This window comes from Caulobacter rhizosphaerae (assembly GCF_010977555.1).
Lineage (GTDB): Bacteria > Pseudomonadota > Alphaproteobacteria > Caulobacterales > Caulobacteraceae > Caulobacter > Caulobacter rhizosphaerae.
Genome location: NZ_CP048815.1, coordinates 564,306 through 580,404, shown reverse-complemented (window position 1 = coordinate 580,404; position 16,099 = coordinate 564,306). Strand labels below are relative to the sequence as shown.

Genomic DNA, 16,099 nt, shown 5'->3' with positions numbered 1-16,099 from the left:
GCCCGCTTGGCCTCCTCGCGTCATGTTCCCGCGCCCCCACCCGACGCGCGTACTCCGCTGGAAGTTGCAGGCCGAAGTATGGCCCGTTCATGGCCCCACCGGAGCGCGGCCGGGTGACGATGCGACCGCAGGCGCCGCGCTCATGTCGATCCCGGATCTTCGCGCCGCGGCTGTCCGGAGCGGCCGCGAAAATGGAACGAAAGCCCTAAGCCGACCTCAAGCGCCGGAGCCGCGGCGTCGCCGGCCCGGTCGCCTCGACCTCGGCCTTGGGAACCGGGACCGTGATCTCGACCGTGAAACGGCTGCCCTTGCCTAAGGTGCTCTCGACCCCGATTTCGCCCTGCATCAAGGTGACGATCTGCCGGCTGATGCTCAGCCCCAGGCCCGTGCCCTCGTTTCGGTCCGCCGCGTCGCCCGCCTGCTCGAACGGACGGAAGACGCCGTCCAGCTGGTCCGGCGCGATCCCGACACCGGTGTCGTCGACGGCGAAACGCAGGCGCGCGGTTTCCCCCATGGCTTCGACGAGACTGACCCGCAGGTCGACCCGGCCGCTGGCGGTGAACTTGATCGCATTGCCCAGCAGGTTGATCAGGATCTGCCGAACCCGCTTTTCATCCGCCTCGACCCGCTGCGGCACGTCAGGATCCAGGCTGGCGGCGAAGTCCAGGCCTTTGTCACGCGCCGGCAACCGGAACATCTCGCCCACGCCCGCAACGCAATCATGCAGGTCGAAGGGCGCGGCCAGCAGCTCGAACTTGCCGGCCTCGATCTTGGCCACGTCCAGGATGTCGCTGATCACGGCCAGCAGGTGCTCGCCGCTGGCCTGCACCGTCTTGACCGCCGCGCGCTGCTTGGCGTCCAGCGCGGTGCGCTCCAGCCAGTAGGCGTAGCCGATGATGGCGTTGAGCGGCGTGCGCAGCTCGTGGCTCATATTGCCGAGGAATCGCGACTTGGCGCTGCTGGCGGCCTGGGCGGCGGCGTGAGCCTCGGCCAGCCGGCCAGCCTCCTCCGCCTGGCGACGCCTCCGGGCCTCGTAGTCGCCGCGCATGTGCAGGAAGCGCCAGACCAGGAAGCCCGCCGACAGCACCAGCCAGAGCCCGAGGATGACAAGGTAGAACTGCTCGGTCGAAAGGTACGATCCTTCGAAGGTCAGGTCGTCGACCAAGATCGCCAGATGGCCGACCTTGGCGCCGCTGGTGGAGATGGCCACGGAACGGACCGTCTCGAGGTTCGGCGCGGCCTCGGCGGTCGAAAGGCCGTGGCTGGCCACCCACCATTCCTCCGGCGCCAGCTGGTTCAGCGGCAGGCGCACTTCGTTACGGCCCTGGACGACAGGGATGTCCATCGCCAAGGGCATCTGCTCGCCCTTCAGTTTTGCCTGTACGGCCGCATTCGGCGAGGTCTTCACGACCAGCCTCAGGCGGTCGCCCTGCCCCTGGTAGGAAAAGCGCAGGACGATGGTCTGGAAGCGCGAGAGGTCCAGGCCGTCGGTCTGGCCCCCGACGTCCAGCGCCAGACCGTAGCCGCAATAGGGATAGGCCGCGTCCTGGCGGATGTCGCACGACCAGGACAGGGGCTTGCGCGGATCGACGGAGACGATGGTGCGCCCGCCGTTTTCGGCGTCGGAATAGCCGTAGGTCGCGAACCGGCCCGACTGTGAGGACAGGACCAGGGTCTGGCTGGTGATGGCGCTCTTGCCCAGCACAGCGGCGAACGACACGGCCACCAGCAGGAAGATCGCGGCTTCCAGGCGCAGATCACCGTAACCCCGCCACGGCTTGCGAGCGCCTTGGGCGGCGACGCCGAGATCCGTTGGTTGCCGCAAGACGCCCTCCCCTTCCCCGCGCTCGCAAGGAAGTCCACACACCAAAGGGCAGCCTTAGGGGAAGCATCGTTTCCCGCAGGTTTAAGGATCGCCGGGTGCGACATTTTGTTAGGGCGGCGCCGGCCCCTCGAAATCACATAAAGATATCCTTATGTCCCTCTTGACGCCGGGCGGGAACGCGCGCCTTCTGGGCGGGTCGTGGTCTGCGGGCGTTCGCGCGTCCGCAGCTAAGAGGGAAGTCGGTGAGGGTCTTGAAAGCCCGAATCCGGCGCTGCCCCCGCAACTGTGAGCGGCGAGCCGCTGTCCGATACGTGTCACTGACGCGCCGAGCTGGATCGGTGGCGTGTCGGGAAGGCCAGGACAGGGGCGCTGACCCGTGAGCCAGGAGACCTGCCCCGACAGATAACGTCCTCCGGCGGGGTGTCCGGTCTGGTCGCATGCCAAGGCGTGACCGGACCCCAGGCCCGTGCGCGTCCCCTCGCGCGCGTCCCGACCCGCCTCCGCCATCACACCGGCAGAGGCTTTTCGAACATGACCGTCACCGTCGCCACCCTGGGATTTCCCCGCATCGGGCCGCACCGCGAACTGAAGTTCGCGCTTGAGAACCATTGGGCGGGCAAGACCAACGCCCAGGCGCTGCTCGCCACGGCCGCCGCCCTGCGCGCCGGCGCCTGGGCCCGCCAGGCCGCCCTCGGCGTGGTCCATGTGCCCAGCAACGACTTCTCGCTCTACGATCATGTGCTGGACACCAGCGTCATGGTCGGGGCCATTCCGGCGATCTACGGTTGGACGGGCGGCCCGATCGACACCGCCGGCTACTTCACCATGGCGCGCGGCGCGCAAGGCGGCGCGACCGAGGCGGCCTGCGCCCACGGTCACGCGCATCACCAGGGTTCCGGCTTGCCGGCCCTGGAGATGACCAAGTGGTTCGACACCAACTACCATTACCTGGCCCCGGAGGTGTCGCGCGACCAGGCCTTCGCCCTGACCTCCACCAAGCCGATCGACGAGTTCCTGGAGGCCCGGGCGCTGGGCGTCCACACCCGCCCGGTGCTGCTGGGCCCGGTCACCTTCCTCAAGCTGGCCAAGACCAGGGACGAGGACTTCTCGCCGCTGTCGCTGCTGTCGGTCCTGGTCCCGGTCTATGCCGAGATCCTGGCCCGGCTCCAGCAGGCCGGCGCCGACTGGGTGCAGATGGACGAGCCCTGCCTGGCGCTGGATCTGACCGACTTCGAGCGCGGCGAGCTGCGCCGCGCCTATGGCGCCCTGACCCATGCCGCGCCCGGCCTGCGCCTGATGCTGACCAGCTATTTCGGCGCCTATGGCGACAACCTGGCCACGGCGGTGAACCTGCCGGTCGACGGCGTCCACGTCGATCTGGCGCGCGCGCCAGAAGAGCTCGACGCGGTCCTGGCCCTGGCGCCCGAAAGCCTGGTGCTGTCGCTGGGGGTGATCGACGGCCGCAACGTCTGGCGGGCCGACCTGCCGGCCCTGCTCGATCGCCTGGACCCGATCGTCTCGCGGCGCGGCGGCGACCGGGTGATCCTGGCGCCGTCCTGCTCGCTGCTGCACGCGCCGATCGACCTGGACCTGGAGACGGCGATCGATCCGGAGGTCCGCCAGTGGCTGGCGTTCGGCGTCCAGAAGATCGAGGAGCTGGTGGTGCTGGCCACGGCGCTGAACCGGGGCCGGGCCGCGGTGGCGTCCCAACTGGCCGCCAGCGCGGAGGCGGCAAAGGCGCGGCGCGCCTCGCCCAGGATCCACGACGCGGCGGTGGCCGCGCGCCTGGCCGCCACGACCCCGGACATGGCTAGGCGGCGCTCGCCGCTCGGCCGCCGGCAAGCGGTGCAGATCGCGCGCCTGAACCTGCCGGCCTTCCCCACCACCACCATCGGCTCGTTCCCCCAGACCGAGGCGGTGCGCCAGGCGCGCTCGGCCCACGGCAAGGGCCAGCTGAGCGACGTGGACTACACGGCGTTCCTGCGCGCCGAGACCGCCCGCACTGTCGCCTGGCAGGCCGAGATCGGGCTGGACGTGCTGGTCCACGGCGAGTTCGAGCGCAACGACATGGTGCAGTATTTCGGCGAGCAGCTGTCGGGCTTCGCCTTCACCCGCCACGGCTGGGTGCAGTCCTACGGCTCGCGCTGCGTGCGGCCGCCGATCCTGTTCGGCGACGTCTCGCGCCCGGCCCCGATGACCGTGGACTGGTGGGCCTACGCCCAGTCCCTGACCGACCGGCCGGTGAAGGGCATGCTGACCGGCCCGGTGACCATCCTGAACTGGTCGTTCGTGCGGGACGACCTCCCCCGGTCCGTGGCCTGCCGCCAGATCGCCCTGGCCATCCGCGACGAGGTGGCCGACCTGGAAGCGGCCGGGGCCAAGGTCATCCAGATCGACGAGGCGGCCCTGCGCGAAGGCCTGCCCCTGCGCCGGGGCGACTGGGCGGCCTATCTGGACTGGGCGGTCGACTGCTTCCGCCTGGCGGCGTCGGGGGTGGCCGACCACACCCAGATCCACACCCACATGTGCTATTCGGAGTTCAACGACATCATCGCCGCGATCGGGGCGATGGACGCCGACGTCATCTCCATCGAGACCGCCCGCTCGAAGATGGAACTGCTGGACGCTTTCGAGGCCTACGCCTATCCGGCGCAGATCGGTCCAGGCGTCTACGACATCCACTCGCCGCGCGTGCCCGCCGTCGGGGAGATCACCGACCTGCTGAAGGCCGCCGAGGCGCGGCTGTCGGGCGGCCAGCTGTGGGTCAATCCCGACTGCGGCCTGAAGACCCGCCAGTGGCCCGAGACGCAGGCCGCCCTGGCCAACATGGTCGAGGCGGCGCGGATCGTCCGCCGGTCCGTCGTTCCGGCCTGACGGCGGCGGGAACCTCTGCTCGCCAGGCTCAGGATGGCTTGGCGAGCGGGGCCGACCCGCCGCCGGGATTTCGACAAGCCCGGGCGGCGCTGGCATTCTGGCCCGATGACGGAGCTCTTCCGACTTGCCGGCGCGGTGCGGAGAGACCCTGGGGCCGGCCGATGGACGCCGCCGCGCTGAACGCCCTGGTCGCCGCGGCCTACCAGGACGTTCGCGCGCGGCTGCGGTCCGAATAGATCAGTTCGGCATGCCGTCGAACTGCGGCAGGTCCAGCGGCCTGTTCCAGTCCAGCCGGCGCGCGGTGAACATCTCCAGCTTGGGCGCGATCAGGTCCGGCCGATCCAGGCTGCCCAGTTGGACGAAGACCGCGCCGGGAAAGCCGTCGAGATTGCTGGTGAAGACCCGTGACCCGCAGTCCGGACAGAAGTTCCGATCCAGCCCGTTGCCGGAATTGGCGACATAGTGGAACGCCTTGGGCTGGCCGCTGAGCAGGTCGAAGTCGTCGGCCGGCACCGCGAAGAAGGTCGCCATCTCGCCGCCCGAGGCCCGCTTGCAGTCGTTGCAATGGCAGTTGGCGACGAACGTCGGGTCGCTGTCGAACGCGAACTTCACCGCGCCGCAGGCGCATTGGGCCGTATATTTCTTGGGCATTGTCTTCTCCATTCGGTCTGACGAGGAAGGCGAGAAGTCACGCAACGGGAGGACGACGCCCCAGCGGCGATTTTCCATCGCCGTCCGCGTCGCGCAAGCGGGCCTCAGCGATCGAACTTGGTCGACAGGATGATCGACGAGGTCGTGCGCTCGACCCCCGCCACATGGCCGATCCTGTCGAGCACCTCGTCCATCTCCGCGACCGTCGCGGTGGCGGCGATGGCGATCATGTCGTAGTCGCCGCTGACCGAGTGCAGCAGCCGCACCTGCGGGATCGCGCGCAGCGCCGCCTCGACGGCGCGGGCCTCCTTGGGACCGATCTTGATCATCACGTGCACGCGCACCGCGCCATGGGCGTGGTCGGGCGCCAGGCGGGCCGTATAGCCGACGATCACCCCGCTGCGTTCCAGCCGCTCGATCCGGCTTTGCACCGTGGTGCGCGAGCGGCCGACCCGCCGGGCGAGTTCGGCGGTCGAGGCCCGGCCGTTCTCCCGCAAGGCGGCGATCAGCTTCTCGTCGATGGCGTCGATCGTCATTATGCTGGCGGAAGACTGCATTTCGCCGAGATCCTGCCGTCAAACCGACGATCCCGCCACTAGGATTCGACGGAATGGCGGAGATGATGGCCGCCCCTGGAGTTTGCGCTTTCGTGCTGGACCAAGTTCACCAAGACGCCCTGGCCGCCCTGGTCGGTCCCGGCGGCCTGATCCTCGATCCGGCCGACCGCGCCGCCTACGAGACTCCTGCGCGCTACGCCGGCGGGGCGGCGGCGGCGGTCGTCCGCCCGGCGACCACGGCGCAGGTCTCGGCGGTGGTCGGCTATTGCGTGCGCCACGGCCTGAGATTCGTGCCGCAGGGCGCCAATACCGGCCTGGCCGAGGGCTCGACGCCGGACGCCAGCGGGACGCACCTGGTGCTGTCGCTGGATCGCCTGGCCGCGCCGCTGGAGATCGACGTCGCCGACCGCACGGCCACGGTCGGGGCCGGCGTGCGGCTGTCGGCGCTGAACGCGGCGCTGGAGCCGCATGGTCTGTTCCTGCCCATCGACCTGGGCGCCGATCCCACCCTGGGCGGCATGGCCGCCACCAACACCGGCGGGGCGCGGTTCCTGCGCTATGGCGACATGCGCCGCCACGTCCTGGGCCTGGAAGTGGTGCTGGCCGACGCGGCCGGCACGACGCTCCAGCTCTCGCACGGCCTGCGCAAGGACAACGCCGCCGTCGCCCTGCGCCAGCTGCTCGTCGGCGGTTGTGGCGCGTTTGGGATCATTACCCAGGTGACCGTCGAGGTTCACCACCGCCCCCGCCAGACCGCCGCCGCCCTGCTGGTCCCGCGCGACATCGAGGCGGTCCTGCCGCTGCTGCAGGCGTTCGAGGTCCAGGCCGGCTCGACCCTGACGGCCTTCGAGGGCCTGTCGAAGGCGGCCATGACCCGGGCCATCGACCACGTGCCGTCGCTGAGCAACCCGTTCGCCGGCGGCGTTCCCGACTACGCCGTATTGGTCGAGTTGACCCGAACCTGGGCCCCGCGCGAGGGCGAGGTCTCGCTGGACGAGGTGCTGCAGCAGATCGCCGGCGACTTGCTGGAACGCGACGACGGCCTGCTGGTCGACGCCCTGTTCGGCCCGGTCGAGAAGATGTGGGCCCTGCGCCATTCGCTGTCGGAAGGCCTGCGAGCCAGCGGGCCGGTCGTGGGCTTCGACCTCAGCTTCCGCCGCCGCGACCTGGCCCGCTTCCGCCGCGAGGCCGTGCTGATGCTGGAGGCCGACTTTCCCGACTACGCCCTGTGCGACTTCGGCCACGTGGCCGACGGCGGGGTGCACTTCAACCTGGTCGGCCCGGTCGAGCCGGGGCGGCGCGCGGCCCTCCGCGAAGCGGTGCTGACCCTGGCCGTCGACGGCTTCGGCGCCAGCTTCAGCGGCGAGCACGGCCTGGGCCGGGCGTTCCAGGACGCCTACGACCGCTTCACGCCGCGCCTCGTCCAAGACTATTCGGCGGCGGTGGCGGCGGTGTTCGGGACGGGATCGGCGGCGGTTCGGCTGGGGCCGGCGAGGGGCAATTGAACTATGAGCCCCAAATCTCCATTCATCCCGGCGAAAGCCGGGACCCAAGCTGAGTTTCGACAAGACGCGCCATGCGCTAGCAGGTGCTGCGATCCCAATTTCCGACTCCGCTTGGGTCCCGGCTTTCGCCGGGATGAGCGGATTTATTGAGTGTCTCACATGACCACCCTGCCCTCCGCCGTCGCCGAAGCCCGCGCCATCCTCGACCGCCTCGGCGTTCCCGCGTCCACCCTGGATGGTGGAACCCTGGCGGCGCGCTCGCCGGTCACCGGCGAGATCCTGGCCAGCCTCCCCGAGCACACCCCCGCCCAGGCCGCGGCCGCCATCGACGCCGCCCATGGCGCCTACCTCGCCTGGCGCCAGGTCCCCGCCCCGCGCCGCGGCGAGCTGGTCCGCCTGCTGGGCGAGGAACTGCGCGCCGCCAAGGACGACCTCGCCGCCCTGGTCACCCTGGAGGCCGGCAAGGTGGTCTCCGAAGGTCTGGGCGAGGTGCAGGAGATGATCGACATCTGCGACTACGCCGTGGGCCTGTCGCGCCAGCTGTTCGGCCTGACGATAGCGAGCGAACGTCCTGATCACCGAATGATGGAGACCTGGCGCCCGCTGGGCGTGGTGGGCGTCATCAGCGCCTTCAACTTCCCGGTCGCCGTCTGGTCGTGGAATGCGGCCCTGGCTTTCGTCTGCGGCGACAGCGTGGTGTGGAAGCCGTCGGAGAAGACCCCGCTGGTCGCCCTGGCCACCCAGGCCCTGTTCGAGCGCGCCGCCGCGCGGTTCGGTCCGGACGCGCCTTCCGGCCTGTCGACCCTGCTGATCGGCGGCCGCGCGGTCGGCGAGGCGCTGGTCGACCATCCGAAGGTCCCGCTGGTCTCGGCCACCGGCTCGACGGCCATGGGGCGGGCGGTTGGGCCGAGGCTGGCCGCCCGCTTCGCCCGCGCCCTGCTGGAGCTGGGCGGCAACAACGCCGCCATCGTCGCGCCGTCGGCGGACCTGGACCTGACCCTGCGGGGAGTGGCCTTCGCCGCCATGGGCACGGCGGGCCAGCGCTGCACCACCCTGCGCCGGCTGTTCGTGCACGACAGCGTCTATGACACCTTCGTCGACCGGCTGAAGAGCGCCTATCCGTCCGTGCCGGTCGGCGATCCGCGCGCGGCGGGCGTTCTGGTCGGTCCGCTGATCGACAAGGCCGCGTTCGACGCCATGCAGTCGGCCCTGGACGCCGCGCGCGCCGGCGGCGGCCGGGTGGTCGGCGGCGACCGCGTCGAGGTTGGCGGGCCGAACGCCTTCTACGTCGCTCCCGCCCTGGTCGAGATCGACCACCAGGCCGAGATCGTGAAGGCCGAAACCTTCGCCCCGATCCTCTACGTGATGCGCTACACCGAACTGGCCGACGCCATCGCCGCCCAGAACGACGTGGCCCAGGGGCTGTCGTCATCGATCTTCACGCTGAACCTGCGCGAGGCCGAGTTGTTTCTGTCGGCGCAAGGCAGCGATTGCGGCATCGCCAACGTCAATATCGGCCCCTCGGGCGCGGAGATCGGCGGGGCGTTCGGCGGCGAGAAGGAGACCGGCGGCGGCCGTGAAGCCGGCTCCGACAGCTGGAAGGCCTATATGCGCCGCGCCACCAACACCGTGAACTACGGGACCACCCTGCCGCTGGCGCAGGGGGTCACGTTCGACGTCTAGGATTTCGACATGTCGCATCTCTCCACCCTCGTCGCCTCGGCCATCGGCCAGAAGGCCGCCGCCACGATCCTCGACGTGCTGGACATCGCTCCGCCCCTGGCGGCCGAGACAGACGGCCCGGTGTCGCGCGCGGTGTTCGCCATGGCGCTGAACGCGGTGCTGTTCCACGACATCATGGGCCGCGTGCCGCTGGGCGCGGCCTATGTGTCCGAGCGCCGCGCGGCGGGCCGCAAGGTGCTGTTCGACCACGGCGCCCTGCGCACGATCGACTTCGGTGACGGCGCCCCGACCGGCGCGTTGCCCGCCGGCCATCTGGCCTTCGCGCGGATCCTCGAGCCGCTGGGCTACGCGGTCGCCGACCTCTATCCGCTGGACCGGCTGAAGATGACCGGCCGGGCCTTCGCCCATCTGGACCATCCCGAGGCGATCCCGCAGTTCTTCGTCAGCGAACTGCATGCCGAGCGTTTCTCGCCGGCCTTTCAGGTGATCGCCCATGCGGTGTTCGACTCCACCGCCGACGTCCTGGGCGTGGAGGCCCAGCGGGCCCTGGCCGCCTTCGCCACCGAAGGGTCCTGCGACCTGGACGCGGCGCGCGCCGCCCTGCCCCAGGTGGTCGCGGCCTTCGAGCGCACCCACGGCGCCCTGCGGCTGGAGCACTACAGGGCCCTGCTGGCCGAGTCGGCCGAGGCCGCCTGGATCGCCACCGAGGGCCAGGCCTTCAACCACGCCACCGACCGGGTCCCCGATGTCGAGGCCGTGGCGGAGGGCCAGAAAGCCCTGGGCCGGCCGGTCAAGGACAAGGTCGAGGTCTCGGGCTCGGGCCGCGTACGCCAGACGGCGTTCAAGGCGCAGCCGGTCGAGCGCGTGTTCGCCACCAACGCCGGAGAAGTGACCCTGACCGTCCCCGGCTCGTTCCACGAGTTCATCTCGCGCGACCGGTTCGTGGACGAGGCCGGCGTGGAAAGGCTGGACCTGCGGTTCGACAGTTCGAACGCCCAGGGGATCTTCAAGATGACCCGGACGGGGTGAGCCGGCGCCACGCGCAAGGCGAAGCGGGCGCGGACATGCCGCGCCCGCCGGGCCTCGCGTCGTCGCCCCGCCTTAGTCTTCGGGACCGATGAAGGTGTAGTCGCCCATCGGCACGCGGACCGGCTGGCCCGACGCGAGGGCGTCGAAGTCGCCCACCAGCCGGGCGGCGTGGGGGTGATACGGGTGGCCGACCGGCAGCACCCAATACTTGTAGAAGGTCACGGACGAGCCCGGCGGCAGCTTGCCGAACCGCACCGCCAGTTCGCCGACGTGATGCGGCGGGGCCTCGACCTCGGCGCTGACCACCTGGTAGTCGGCGGTGATCGCCGCCTCGGTCGACCGCAGCAGGCCGTCGATGGCCAGCGACACCTTGGCGCCCTTGTCCACCTGGTGGCAGTGGGCCTCGAACGCGAAGCGCTCGGCGCTGTCGTCCTGGTTATAGAACTTCAGGAAGGCTTCGCCCGTGCTGGAGACGTCGAGATTGTGCCAGCCGGCCGCGCCGTTGCACTGCAGCCAGGTGGCCGAATCCCAGTTGCCCTGCCCGGCGTTGGGCTTGTTGGCGAAGTATTCCGACGCCGCGGCCGTGATCATGCAGTAGTGGCCCGTACCGGGGAAGTTGACCCCGAACGCCAGCTTGCTGGCCGACCGGGTTCCCGGGACCAGGGTCTGACCGCCGTTGATGTCGACGAGCGGCGAGCTTTCCAGCTGGTCGTCATAGGTGAAGACCTGGATCCAGCTGCTGGGCGGCGGCACGAAGCCGGCGTCGGTATAGTACATCCGCACGGTCGGCTGGGTGATCGGCACGCCGATGTTCAGGCTCTGGGACCGGCCGTAGGCATAGTTCTTCAACCCCGGCTTCGGCCCCCAGGTGTCCTGGTTCCAGTTGGTGATGATCAGGCGAGGGATCATCGGCGACGAGCCGTTGACCAGCACGTCGGGACTGGAGGTCAGCGTGCCCTGCTTGGGGATCTCGCCGCTGTTGGCCATGTTGCCGCGAACGAACAGGCCGTACCAGCGCGAGAAGGCGAACTGGGCCGCTCGGGTGGCGTCGGACAGGTTGACCCCGATCGCGGCGCTCAGGTCGTTGGCCAGCTGGGTGACCGACATCCGCTGGCCGTCGCTCGGCAGGGCGGCCCAGTAGGTGTCGGCGTACAGGGCGCCGATGATGGCGGCCAGCGATCCCAGGTCGAACGGCGGCTTCCAGTCCAGGTACAGGTTCTGGATCGCGGTGGTCGCGTCGTCGCCATTGGTGAAATACTTCAGGCCCTTGTCCCAGTAGACCTGGGAAATGCCCACGGCGGCGGCATCAGCATCATAAGCCATCGCTTACTCTCCCTTGATGAGTTGGTTGGCGGGCGCGCCCAGACGGCTCCGCCTGACGCATCCCTTTGGTGTAGGAGGGGTTTAAGCTACTTATAATTGCGTAACAGGCGACGACCCATCAGGACGTGCAGAAATGCACCCTCTTGTAACAATTTTTAATATTTCAACCAAAAGGAGAAGCTGCTGCTCCACGACGACGCTGATGCGATCGTCGGCGACTTCGGTGCGCGATAACGAACGTCGCTCCGCCGGGTCGGCCAGCGTTCTTGAAAAACAAAACCGGCCGACTCCGCGGGGAGCCGGCCGGTCGTTGGCGACACGGTTCGTAGGAGGGAGGACGAACCGCGCCGCCAGGACTCGGGTCCGCGATTTAGCCGAACAGCTTGGCCGCCGTCTTTGCGACCAGTTCGCCCTGGTGGCGGGCGCCGGCCAGCTCCAGCTCGCTGGGCTGGCGCGAACCGTCGCCGCCGGCGATGGTGGTGGCGCCGTAGGGCGCGCCGCCGGTGATCTCCTCCAGGGTCATCTGGCCCTGGTGGCTGTAGGGCAGGCCCACGATGGTCATGCCGAAGTGCAGCAGGTTGGTGATGATCGAGAACAGGGTGGTCTCGTTGCCGCCGTGCTGGGTGGCCGACGAGGTGAAGGCGCCGCCCACCTTGCCGTTCAACGCGCCGCGGGCCCACAGGCCGCCGGCCTGGTCGAGGAAGTTGGCCATCTGCGAGGCCATGCGCCCAAAGCGGGTGCCGACGCCGACGATGATGGCGTCGTACTCGGCCAGATCCTCGATCTTGGCGACCGGCGCGGCCTGGTCCAGCTTGTAGTGCGACTTCACCGCGATCTCCTGCGGCACCAGTTCCGGCACGCGCTTGACATCGACGGTCGCGCCGGCGGCGCGGGCGCCTTCGGCGACGGCGTTGGCCATCGTCTCGATGTGGCCGTAGGCGGAATAGTAGAGGACGAGAACCTTGGCCATGACGGCCTCCTTGTGAGTGTTTGGAAGGGGTGGGGACAGGCGCATGCGCCTGTTCCCGTCAGGGGGTGTTGATTAAGCGGCGTCGACGAGCACCAATTCCGCGTCTTCCAACGCTTTCACGCGGATCACGGCCTCGTCTTGAATGGCCGCGCCGTCGCGGGTGTTCAAAGCCACGCCGTTGACCTCGACCTTGCCGGTCGACGGCACCAGATAACCCTTGCGGTCGGCGCCGATGGCGTACTCGGCGGTCTCGCCAGCCTTCAGCGTCGCGCCCAGTACGCGGGCGTCGGTGCGGATCGGCAGAGCGTCCGTATCACCGTCGAAGCCGCTGGCCAGGGCCACGAACTTCCCGCTGCGGTCGCCCTTGGGGAAGGGCTTGGCGCCCCAGGCCGGGCCTTCGCCGCGCTTGTTGGGGATGATCCAGATCTGGAAGATCTTGGTCGTGGTGTTTTCCAGATTGTACTCGGAATGGCGGATGCCGGTGCCAGCGCTCATCACCTGGACGTCGCCCGCCTCGGTGCGGCCCTTGTTGCCCAGGCTGTCCTGGTGGGTGATCGCGCCCTCACGGACATAGGTGATGATCTCCATGTCGGCATGGGGATGGGGCGGAAAGCCCGTGCCGGCCGCGATGGTGTCGTCGTTCCACACCCGCAGGGCGCCGTGATGGACGCGCGAAGGGTCGTGGTAGTCGGCGAACGAGAAGTGGTGCTTGGCGTCCAGCCAACCATGGTTGGCGCCGCCCAGGCTGTCGAAGGTTCGAACGTCGATCATCTCGGTCTCCTGAGAGCATCTTGAAGGAGAAGGCCGGGGCGGCCGTCTCTGTTGAGGAGAAGATGGCCCCTTGCGCTTCGATCCGAAATGGAAATGATCGAAACAAACCGTTTCGGAAATCGCACCCATGAAACTCCCCGACTTCGAGGCCTGGGCGGTGTTCGCCAAGGTGGCTGAGACCGGCTCGTTCGTCGGGACCGCCGAACAGCTGAACCTGTCCAAGGCCACGGTCTCCAAGGCCGTCTCGCGGCTGGAGACGCGGCTTGGGGCGACACTGTTTCATCGCACCTCCCGGCGACTGTCCCTGACCGAGGCCGGCCGCGCCTCGCTGGACCGCGCCGCCCGGATCCTGGCCGAGGGCGAGGCGCTGGAAGCCGAGGCCTCGGCCCAGTCGGCCACCCCGCGCGGCCTGGTGCGAGTGGCCGCGCCGATGTCGTTCGGCATTGCCCATCTGGGACCGGCCCTGCCGGAATTCTTCGCCCTCTATCCGGAGGTCTCGGTCGAGCTGTCGCTGTCGGACCAGCTGGTCGACATCGTCGAGGAGGGATTCGACCTGGCCTTGCGGATCTCGGCCCTGGAGGACTCCAGCCTGCTGGCCCGGCGGCTGTGTCCGGTGCGGGTGATGCTGGTCGGCGCGCCGGCCTATTTCGACAAGCATGGCCGGCCCGGCCACCCCAAGGACCTGACGGTCCACCAAGGCCTGTTCTACACCGGCGGCCGTTCGCGGGACGTCTGGCGGTTCGAGCACGCCGAGCACGGACAATATGCGGTCAGCGTGCCCTCGCCCCTGCGGGTCAACAACGCCGACATCCTGCGCCCTTCCCTGCTGGCCGGCCTGGGCCTGGCCATGCAGCCTGACTTCCTGTGCTGGGAGGACGTGAAGAGCGGCTTGCTGGAGGAGGTCCTAGCGGATTGGGCCCCGCCGCCGATCGCCCTGCACCTGGTCACCCCGCCCAGCCCGATCCGTCCGGCGAGGGTGGAGGTGCTGATCGCGTTCCTGGCCCGACGGATGGCCAGCGCGCCCTGGTTGGTTTGATGCTCCCCCTCTGGGGGAACTGTCGCGTAAGCGACTGAGGGGGCCAGCGCGGCGGCTCCCCCTCCGGCCCTACGGGCCACCTCCCCCAGAGGGGGAGGATCAAGCCATCTCGTGCTTGTCGCTCAGGCACTCGCCAATGGCGCGGGCGCAGCCCGGCAGGCCCAAGGCGCCGATGAACGACATGGCGACCGCGCAGACCAGCATCACGGGTTGGAAGAAACGCATGCGAAATTCTCCACAGGCCAGTTCGTTCGTGAGGCGAGTTTCAGCCCAGATAAGGCCGAAGCTTGACGTTTGTTCCTACGAACCTCGGATCTACGTCGGAAAAGCTCAGCATGCGGCAGATATGTCTCACCCGTATGTCAGTCTCCCAACGCATAGGCGACACGCGCGGCCTCAATTCGGGCCAGTTTTCCTTCGAGCGGCGCCCAGTCGTCGGCTTGCGCGATCGGCGCCCACAGGGCCTCCACCTCGTCGATCAGCAGCTCCTCGGGCTCCAAGCCGTTGAAAACAGGACTTTCCAGACGTTCGGGACGCTTAGGCTCGAACGCCGACAGCCGGCGGCGGAAGTCGAGAAAGGCTTCCTGGCCGTAGAGGTCCGCGCGCGGACCGGCCAGGGCGCGGGCTTGCGACGCCTCGCCTCCGAACCAATCGAAGAAGAACGGCTCCCAGCGCAGCGATTCGCCGCCGGCGGCCAGGGCCGTGAACGCGGCCTGGACCAGGTCGATATCGTCGTCGGCCGAGCGGCTCGTCAGGCCCAGGCGGTCCAGCATCGCGGCGCGCAGGGCGTCGCGATAGAGACCGGAGAAGCTGTTGAGCGCCGCGATCAGTCCCGCGTCGTCGGTGACCAGGGCCAGGCAGCCTGCCAGCTGCTGCAGGTTCCAGAACACCGCCTCGGGCTGGCGGCCGAAGCTGTAGAGGCCCGAGTGGTCGAAATAGGCGGCGGTGAAGTCGGGGTCGTTGCGCGGCAGGAACCGCCAGGGGCCGTAGTCGAAGCTCTCGCCCGTCACGACCATGTTGTCGGTGTTGAGCACCCCGTGCACGAAACCGGCCGCCATCCAGCGGGCCAGCAGGTGGGCGCTGGCGGCGACCGCCTGCTCCAGCAGCACCTTGGGCCGGTCCGGCTGGTCGGCGACCTGCGGGAAATAGGTCTCGACCGCATGGTCGACCAGCACGGTGATATTGTCTCGCCGCTCCAGGAAGGCCTGGCGCTGAAAGGTCCCGAACCGGATGTGGCTGTGGGACAGGCGGGTCAGCACCGCCGAGCGGGTCGGGCTGGGCTCGTCGCCGCGCACCAGGGCTTCGCCCGTCTCGACCAGGGAGAAGGCGCGGGAGGTCGGAACGCCCAGGGCCTCCAGCATGGCGGCCGCCAGAATCTCGCGCACTCCGCCCTTCAGGGTCAGCCGCCCGTCGCCGGCCCGCGACCAGGGCGTCTGACCCGAGCCCTTGGTGGCCAGGTCCAGCAGCCGGCCGCTTCCGGCCTCCCGAAGCTGGGCGAACAGGAAACCGCGCCCGTCGCCCAGGTCGGGGTTGTAGCTGCGGAACTGATGGCCGTGATAGCGCATGGCCAGGGGCCCGGGCTGGTTGTCCGGCAGCGGTGCGAAACGGGCGAAGTGAGCCAGCCATTCGGCCTCGGCCAGGTCCTCCAATCCCACGCTGGCCGCCGCGCGGTCGTTGCGGAACCGCAGGCGGGTCTGCGGGAAGGGCGCGGGGGCCACCGGATCGGCGAACTCCGCCCCCAAGCGCATGAAGACCGGATCAGGACGATAGGTGGCGGAGAGGGGCATGGCGGGGACATGAGCCGCCCGGCCGCCCGACGCAAGCGCTCCGACCTCATTTGAAGGCTGACGGAAGGTTGGGGATGCTCGCGTAACG

Annotated in this window: 13 protein-coding genes and 1 riboswitch; of the genes, 5 read left to right on the top strand and 8 right to left on the bottom strand. The window is 69.2% G+C overall.

Annotation, left to right across the window (positions count from 1 at the left end; genetic code table 11):
* Positions 1–205: 205 nt before the first annotated feature.
* Positions 206–1,825, bottom strand: a complete 1,620-nt coding sequence (locus G3M57_RS02600; protein WP_163228592.1) for a sensor histidine kinase — start codon at positions 1,823–1,825, stop codon at positions 206–208.
* A 182-nt stretch (positions 1,826–2,007) separates the two neighbouring features.
* Positions 2,008–2,237, top strand: a riboswitch (cobalamin riboswitch).
* Positions 2,238–2,356: 119 nt separating this feature from the next.
* Between G3M57_RS02600 and metE the strand changes: the two genes are divergently transcribed.
* Entirely contained in the window at positions 2,357–4,699 is a 2,343-nt protein-coding gene (gene metE, locus G3M57_RS02595) for a 5-methyltetrahydropteroyltriglutamate--homocysteine S-methyltransferase (RefSeq protein WP_163228591.1), read from the top strand.
* Positions 4,700–4,936: 237 nt separating this feature from the next.
* Here the strand turns inward: metE and G3M57_RS02590 are convergent, their stop codons facing one another.
* Positions 4,937–5,350: a GFA family protein gene (locus tag G3M57_RS02590; protein ID WP_056758262.1), complete on the bottom strand. Its 414-nt coding sequence runs from the start codon at positions 5,348–5,350 to the stop codon at positions 4,937–4,939.
* A 104-nt stretch (positions 5,351–5,454) separates the two neighbouring features.
* Complete coding sequence (locus G3M57_RS02585; protein ID WP_230983851.1) at positions 5,455–5,907, bottom strand: Lrp/AsnC family transcriptional regulator; 453 nt, start codon at positions 5,905–5,907, stop codon at positions 5,455–5,457.
* A 92-nt stretch (positions 5,908–5,999) separates the two neighbouring features.
* On the opposite strand from G3M57_RS02585, the gene G3M57_RS02580 reads away from it, so the two are divergent.
* The 3 genes from G3M57_RS02580 (at position 6,000) to G3M57_RS02570 (ending at position 10,124) form a co-directional block, all read left to right on the top strand.
* Positions 6,000–7,412: an FAD-binding oxidoreductase gene (locus tag G3M57_RS02580; RefSeq protein ID WP_163228590.1), complete on the top strand. Its 1,413-nt coding sequence runs from the start codon at positions 6,000–6,002 to the stop codon at positions 7,410–7,412.
* A gap of 159 nt (positions 7,413–7,571) precedes the next feature.
* Positions 7,572–9,095 carry an L-piperidine-6-carboxylate dehydrogenase gene (amaB, locus tag G3M57_RS02575; protein ID WP_163228589.1) on the top strand — a complete coding sequence of 508 codons (1,524 nt, stop codon included), beginning with the start codon at positions 7,572–7,574 and terminating at the stop codon, positions 9,093–9,095.
* Between the two features lie 9 nt (positions 9,096–9,104).
* Complete coding sequence (locus G3M57_RS02570; protein ID WP_163228588.1) at positions 9,105–10,124, top strand: 2-oxoadipate dioxygenase/decarboxylase family protein; 1,020 nt, start codon at positions 9,105–9,107, stop codon at positions 10,122–10,124.
* Positions 10,125–10,196: 72 nt separating this feature from the next.
* On the opposite strand, the gene G3M57_RS02565 is transcribed toward G3M57_RS02570, so the two are convergent.
* The 3 genes from G3M57_RS02565 to G3M57_RS02555 all read right to left on the bottom strand — a co-directional run bounded on the left by G3M57_RS02565 (position 10,197) and on the right by G3M57_RS02555 (position 13,188).
* Positions 10,197–11,447 carry a hypothetical protein gene (locus tag G3M57_RS02565; RefSeq protein ID WP_056758250.1) on the bottom strand — a complete coding sequence of 417 codons (1,251 nt, stop codon included), beginning with the start codon at positions 11,445–11,447 and terminating at the stop codon, positions 10,197–10,199.
* A 370-nt stretch (positions 11,448–11,817) separates the two neighbouring features.
* Positions 11,818–12,417 carry an NAD(P)H:quinone oxidoreductase gene (gene wrbA / locus G3M57_RS02560; RefSeq protein WP_056758247.1) on the bottom strand — a complete coding sequence of 200 codons (600 nt, stop codon included), beginning with the start codon at positions 12,415–12,417 and terminating at the stop codon, positions 11,818–11,820.
* A gap of 72 nt (positions 12,418–12,489) precedes the next feature.
* Positions 12,490–13,188, bottom strand: a complete 699-nt coding sequence (locus G3M57_RS02555) for a pirin family protein (protein ID WP_056758244.1) — start codon at positions 13,186–13,188, stop codon at positions 12,490–12,492.
* A 127-nt stretch (positions 13,189–13,315) separates the two neighbouring features.
* Here G3M57_RS02555 and G3M57_RS02550 point away from each other — a divergent pair, with 127 nt between their 5' ends.
* The gene (locus tag G3M57_RS02550; protein WP_163228587.1) at positions 13,316–14,224 is read left to right on the top strand and encodes a LysR family transcriptional regulator; all 909 of its coding nucleotides are present in this window, start codon (positions 13,316–13,318) and stop codon (positions 14,222–14,224) included.
* Between the two features lie 99 nt (positions 14,225–14,323).
* On the opposite strand, the gene G3M57_RS02545 is transcribed toward G3M57_RS02550, so the two are convergent.
* Positions 14,324–14,449 (bottom strand): hypothetical protein, encoded by a 126-nt coding sequence (locus G3M57_RS02545; protein WP_007667460.1) that lies wholly within the window; start codon positions 14,447–14,449, stop codon positions 14,324–14,326.
* Between the two features lie 137 nt (positions 14,450–14,586).
* The gene (locus G3M57_RS02540) at positions 14,587–16,011 is read right to left on the bottom strand and encodes a protein adenylyltransferase SelO (protein WP_163228586.1); all 1,425 of its coding nucleotides are present in this window, start codon (positions 16,009–16,011) and stop codon (positions 14,587–14,589) included.
* Positions 16,012–16,099 lie beyond the last annotated feature (88 nt).

Excerpts from the sequence above, each read along its gene's own strand:
- G3M57_RS02570 (WP_163228588.1), top strand. The coding sequence starts at position 9,105 with ATGTCGCATCTCTCCACCCTCGTCGCCTCGGCCATCGGCCAGAAGGCC.
- G3M57_RS02565 (WP_056758250.1), bottom strand. The coding sequence starts at position 11,447 with ATGGCTTATGATGCTGATGCCGCCGCCGTGGGCATTTCCCAGGTCTAC.
- G3M57_RS02585 (WP_230983851.1), bottom strand. The coding sequence starts at position 5,907 with ATGCAGTCTTCCGCCAGCATAATGACGATCGACGCCATCGACGAGAAG.
- G3M57_RS02540 (WP_163228586.1), bottom strand. The coding sequence starts at position 16,011 with ATGCCCCTCTCCGCCACCTATCGTCCTGATCCGGTCTTCATGCGCTTG.
- wrbA (WP_056758247.1), bottom strand. The coding sequence starts at position 12,417 with ATGGCCAAGGTTCTCGTCCTCTACTATTCCGCCTACGGCCACATCGAG.
- G3M57_RS02545 (WP_007667460.1), bottom strand. The coding sequence starts at position 14,449 with ATGCGTTTCTTCCAACCCGTGATGCTGGTCTGCGCGGTCGCCATGTCG.
- G3M57_RS02590 (WP_056758262.1), bottom strand. The coding sequence starts at position 5,350 with ATGCCCAAGAAATATACGGCCCAATGCGCCTGCGGCGCGGTGAAGTTC.
- amaB (WP_163228589.1), top strand. The coding sequence starts at position 7,572 with ATGACCACCCTGCCCTCCGCCGTCGCCGAAGCCCGCGCCATCCTCGAC.
- metE (WP_163228591.1), top strand. The coding sequence starts at position 2,357 with ATGACCGTCACCGTCGCCACCCTGGGATTTCCCCGCATCGGGCCGCAC.
- G3M57_RS02550 (WP_163228587.1), top strand. The coding sequence starts at position 13,316 with ATGAAACTCCCCGACTTCGAGGCCTGGGCGGTGTTCGCCAAGGTGGCT.
- G3M57_RS02555 (WP_056758244.1), bottom strand. The coding sequence starts at position 13,188 with ATGATCGACGTTCGAACCTTCGACAGCCTGGGCGGCGCCAACCATGGT.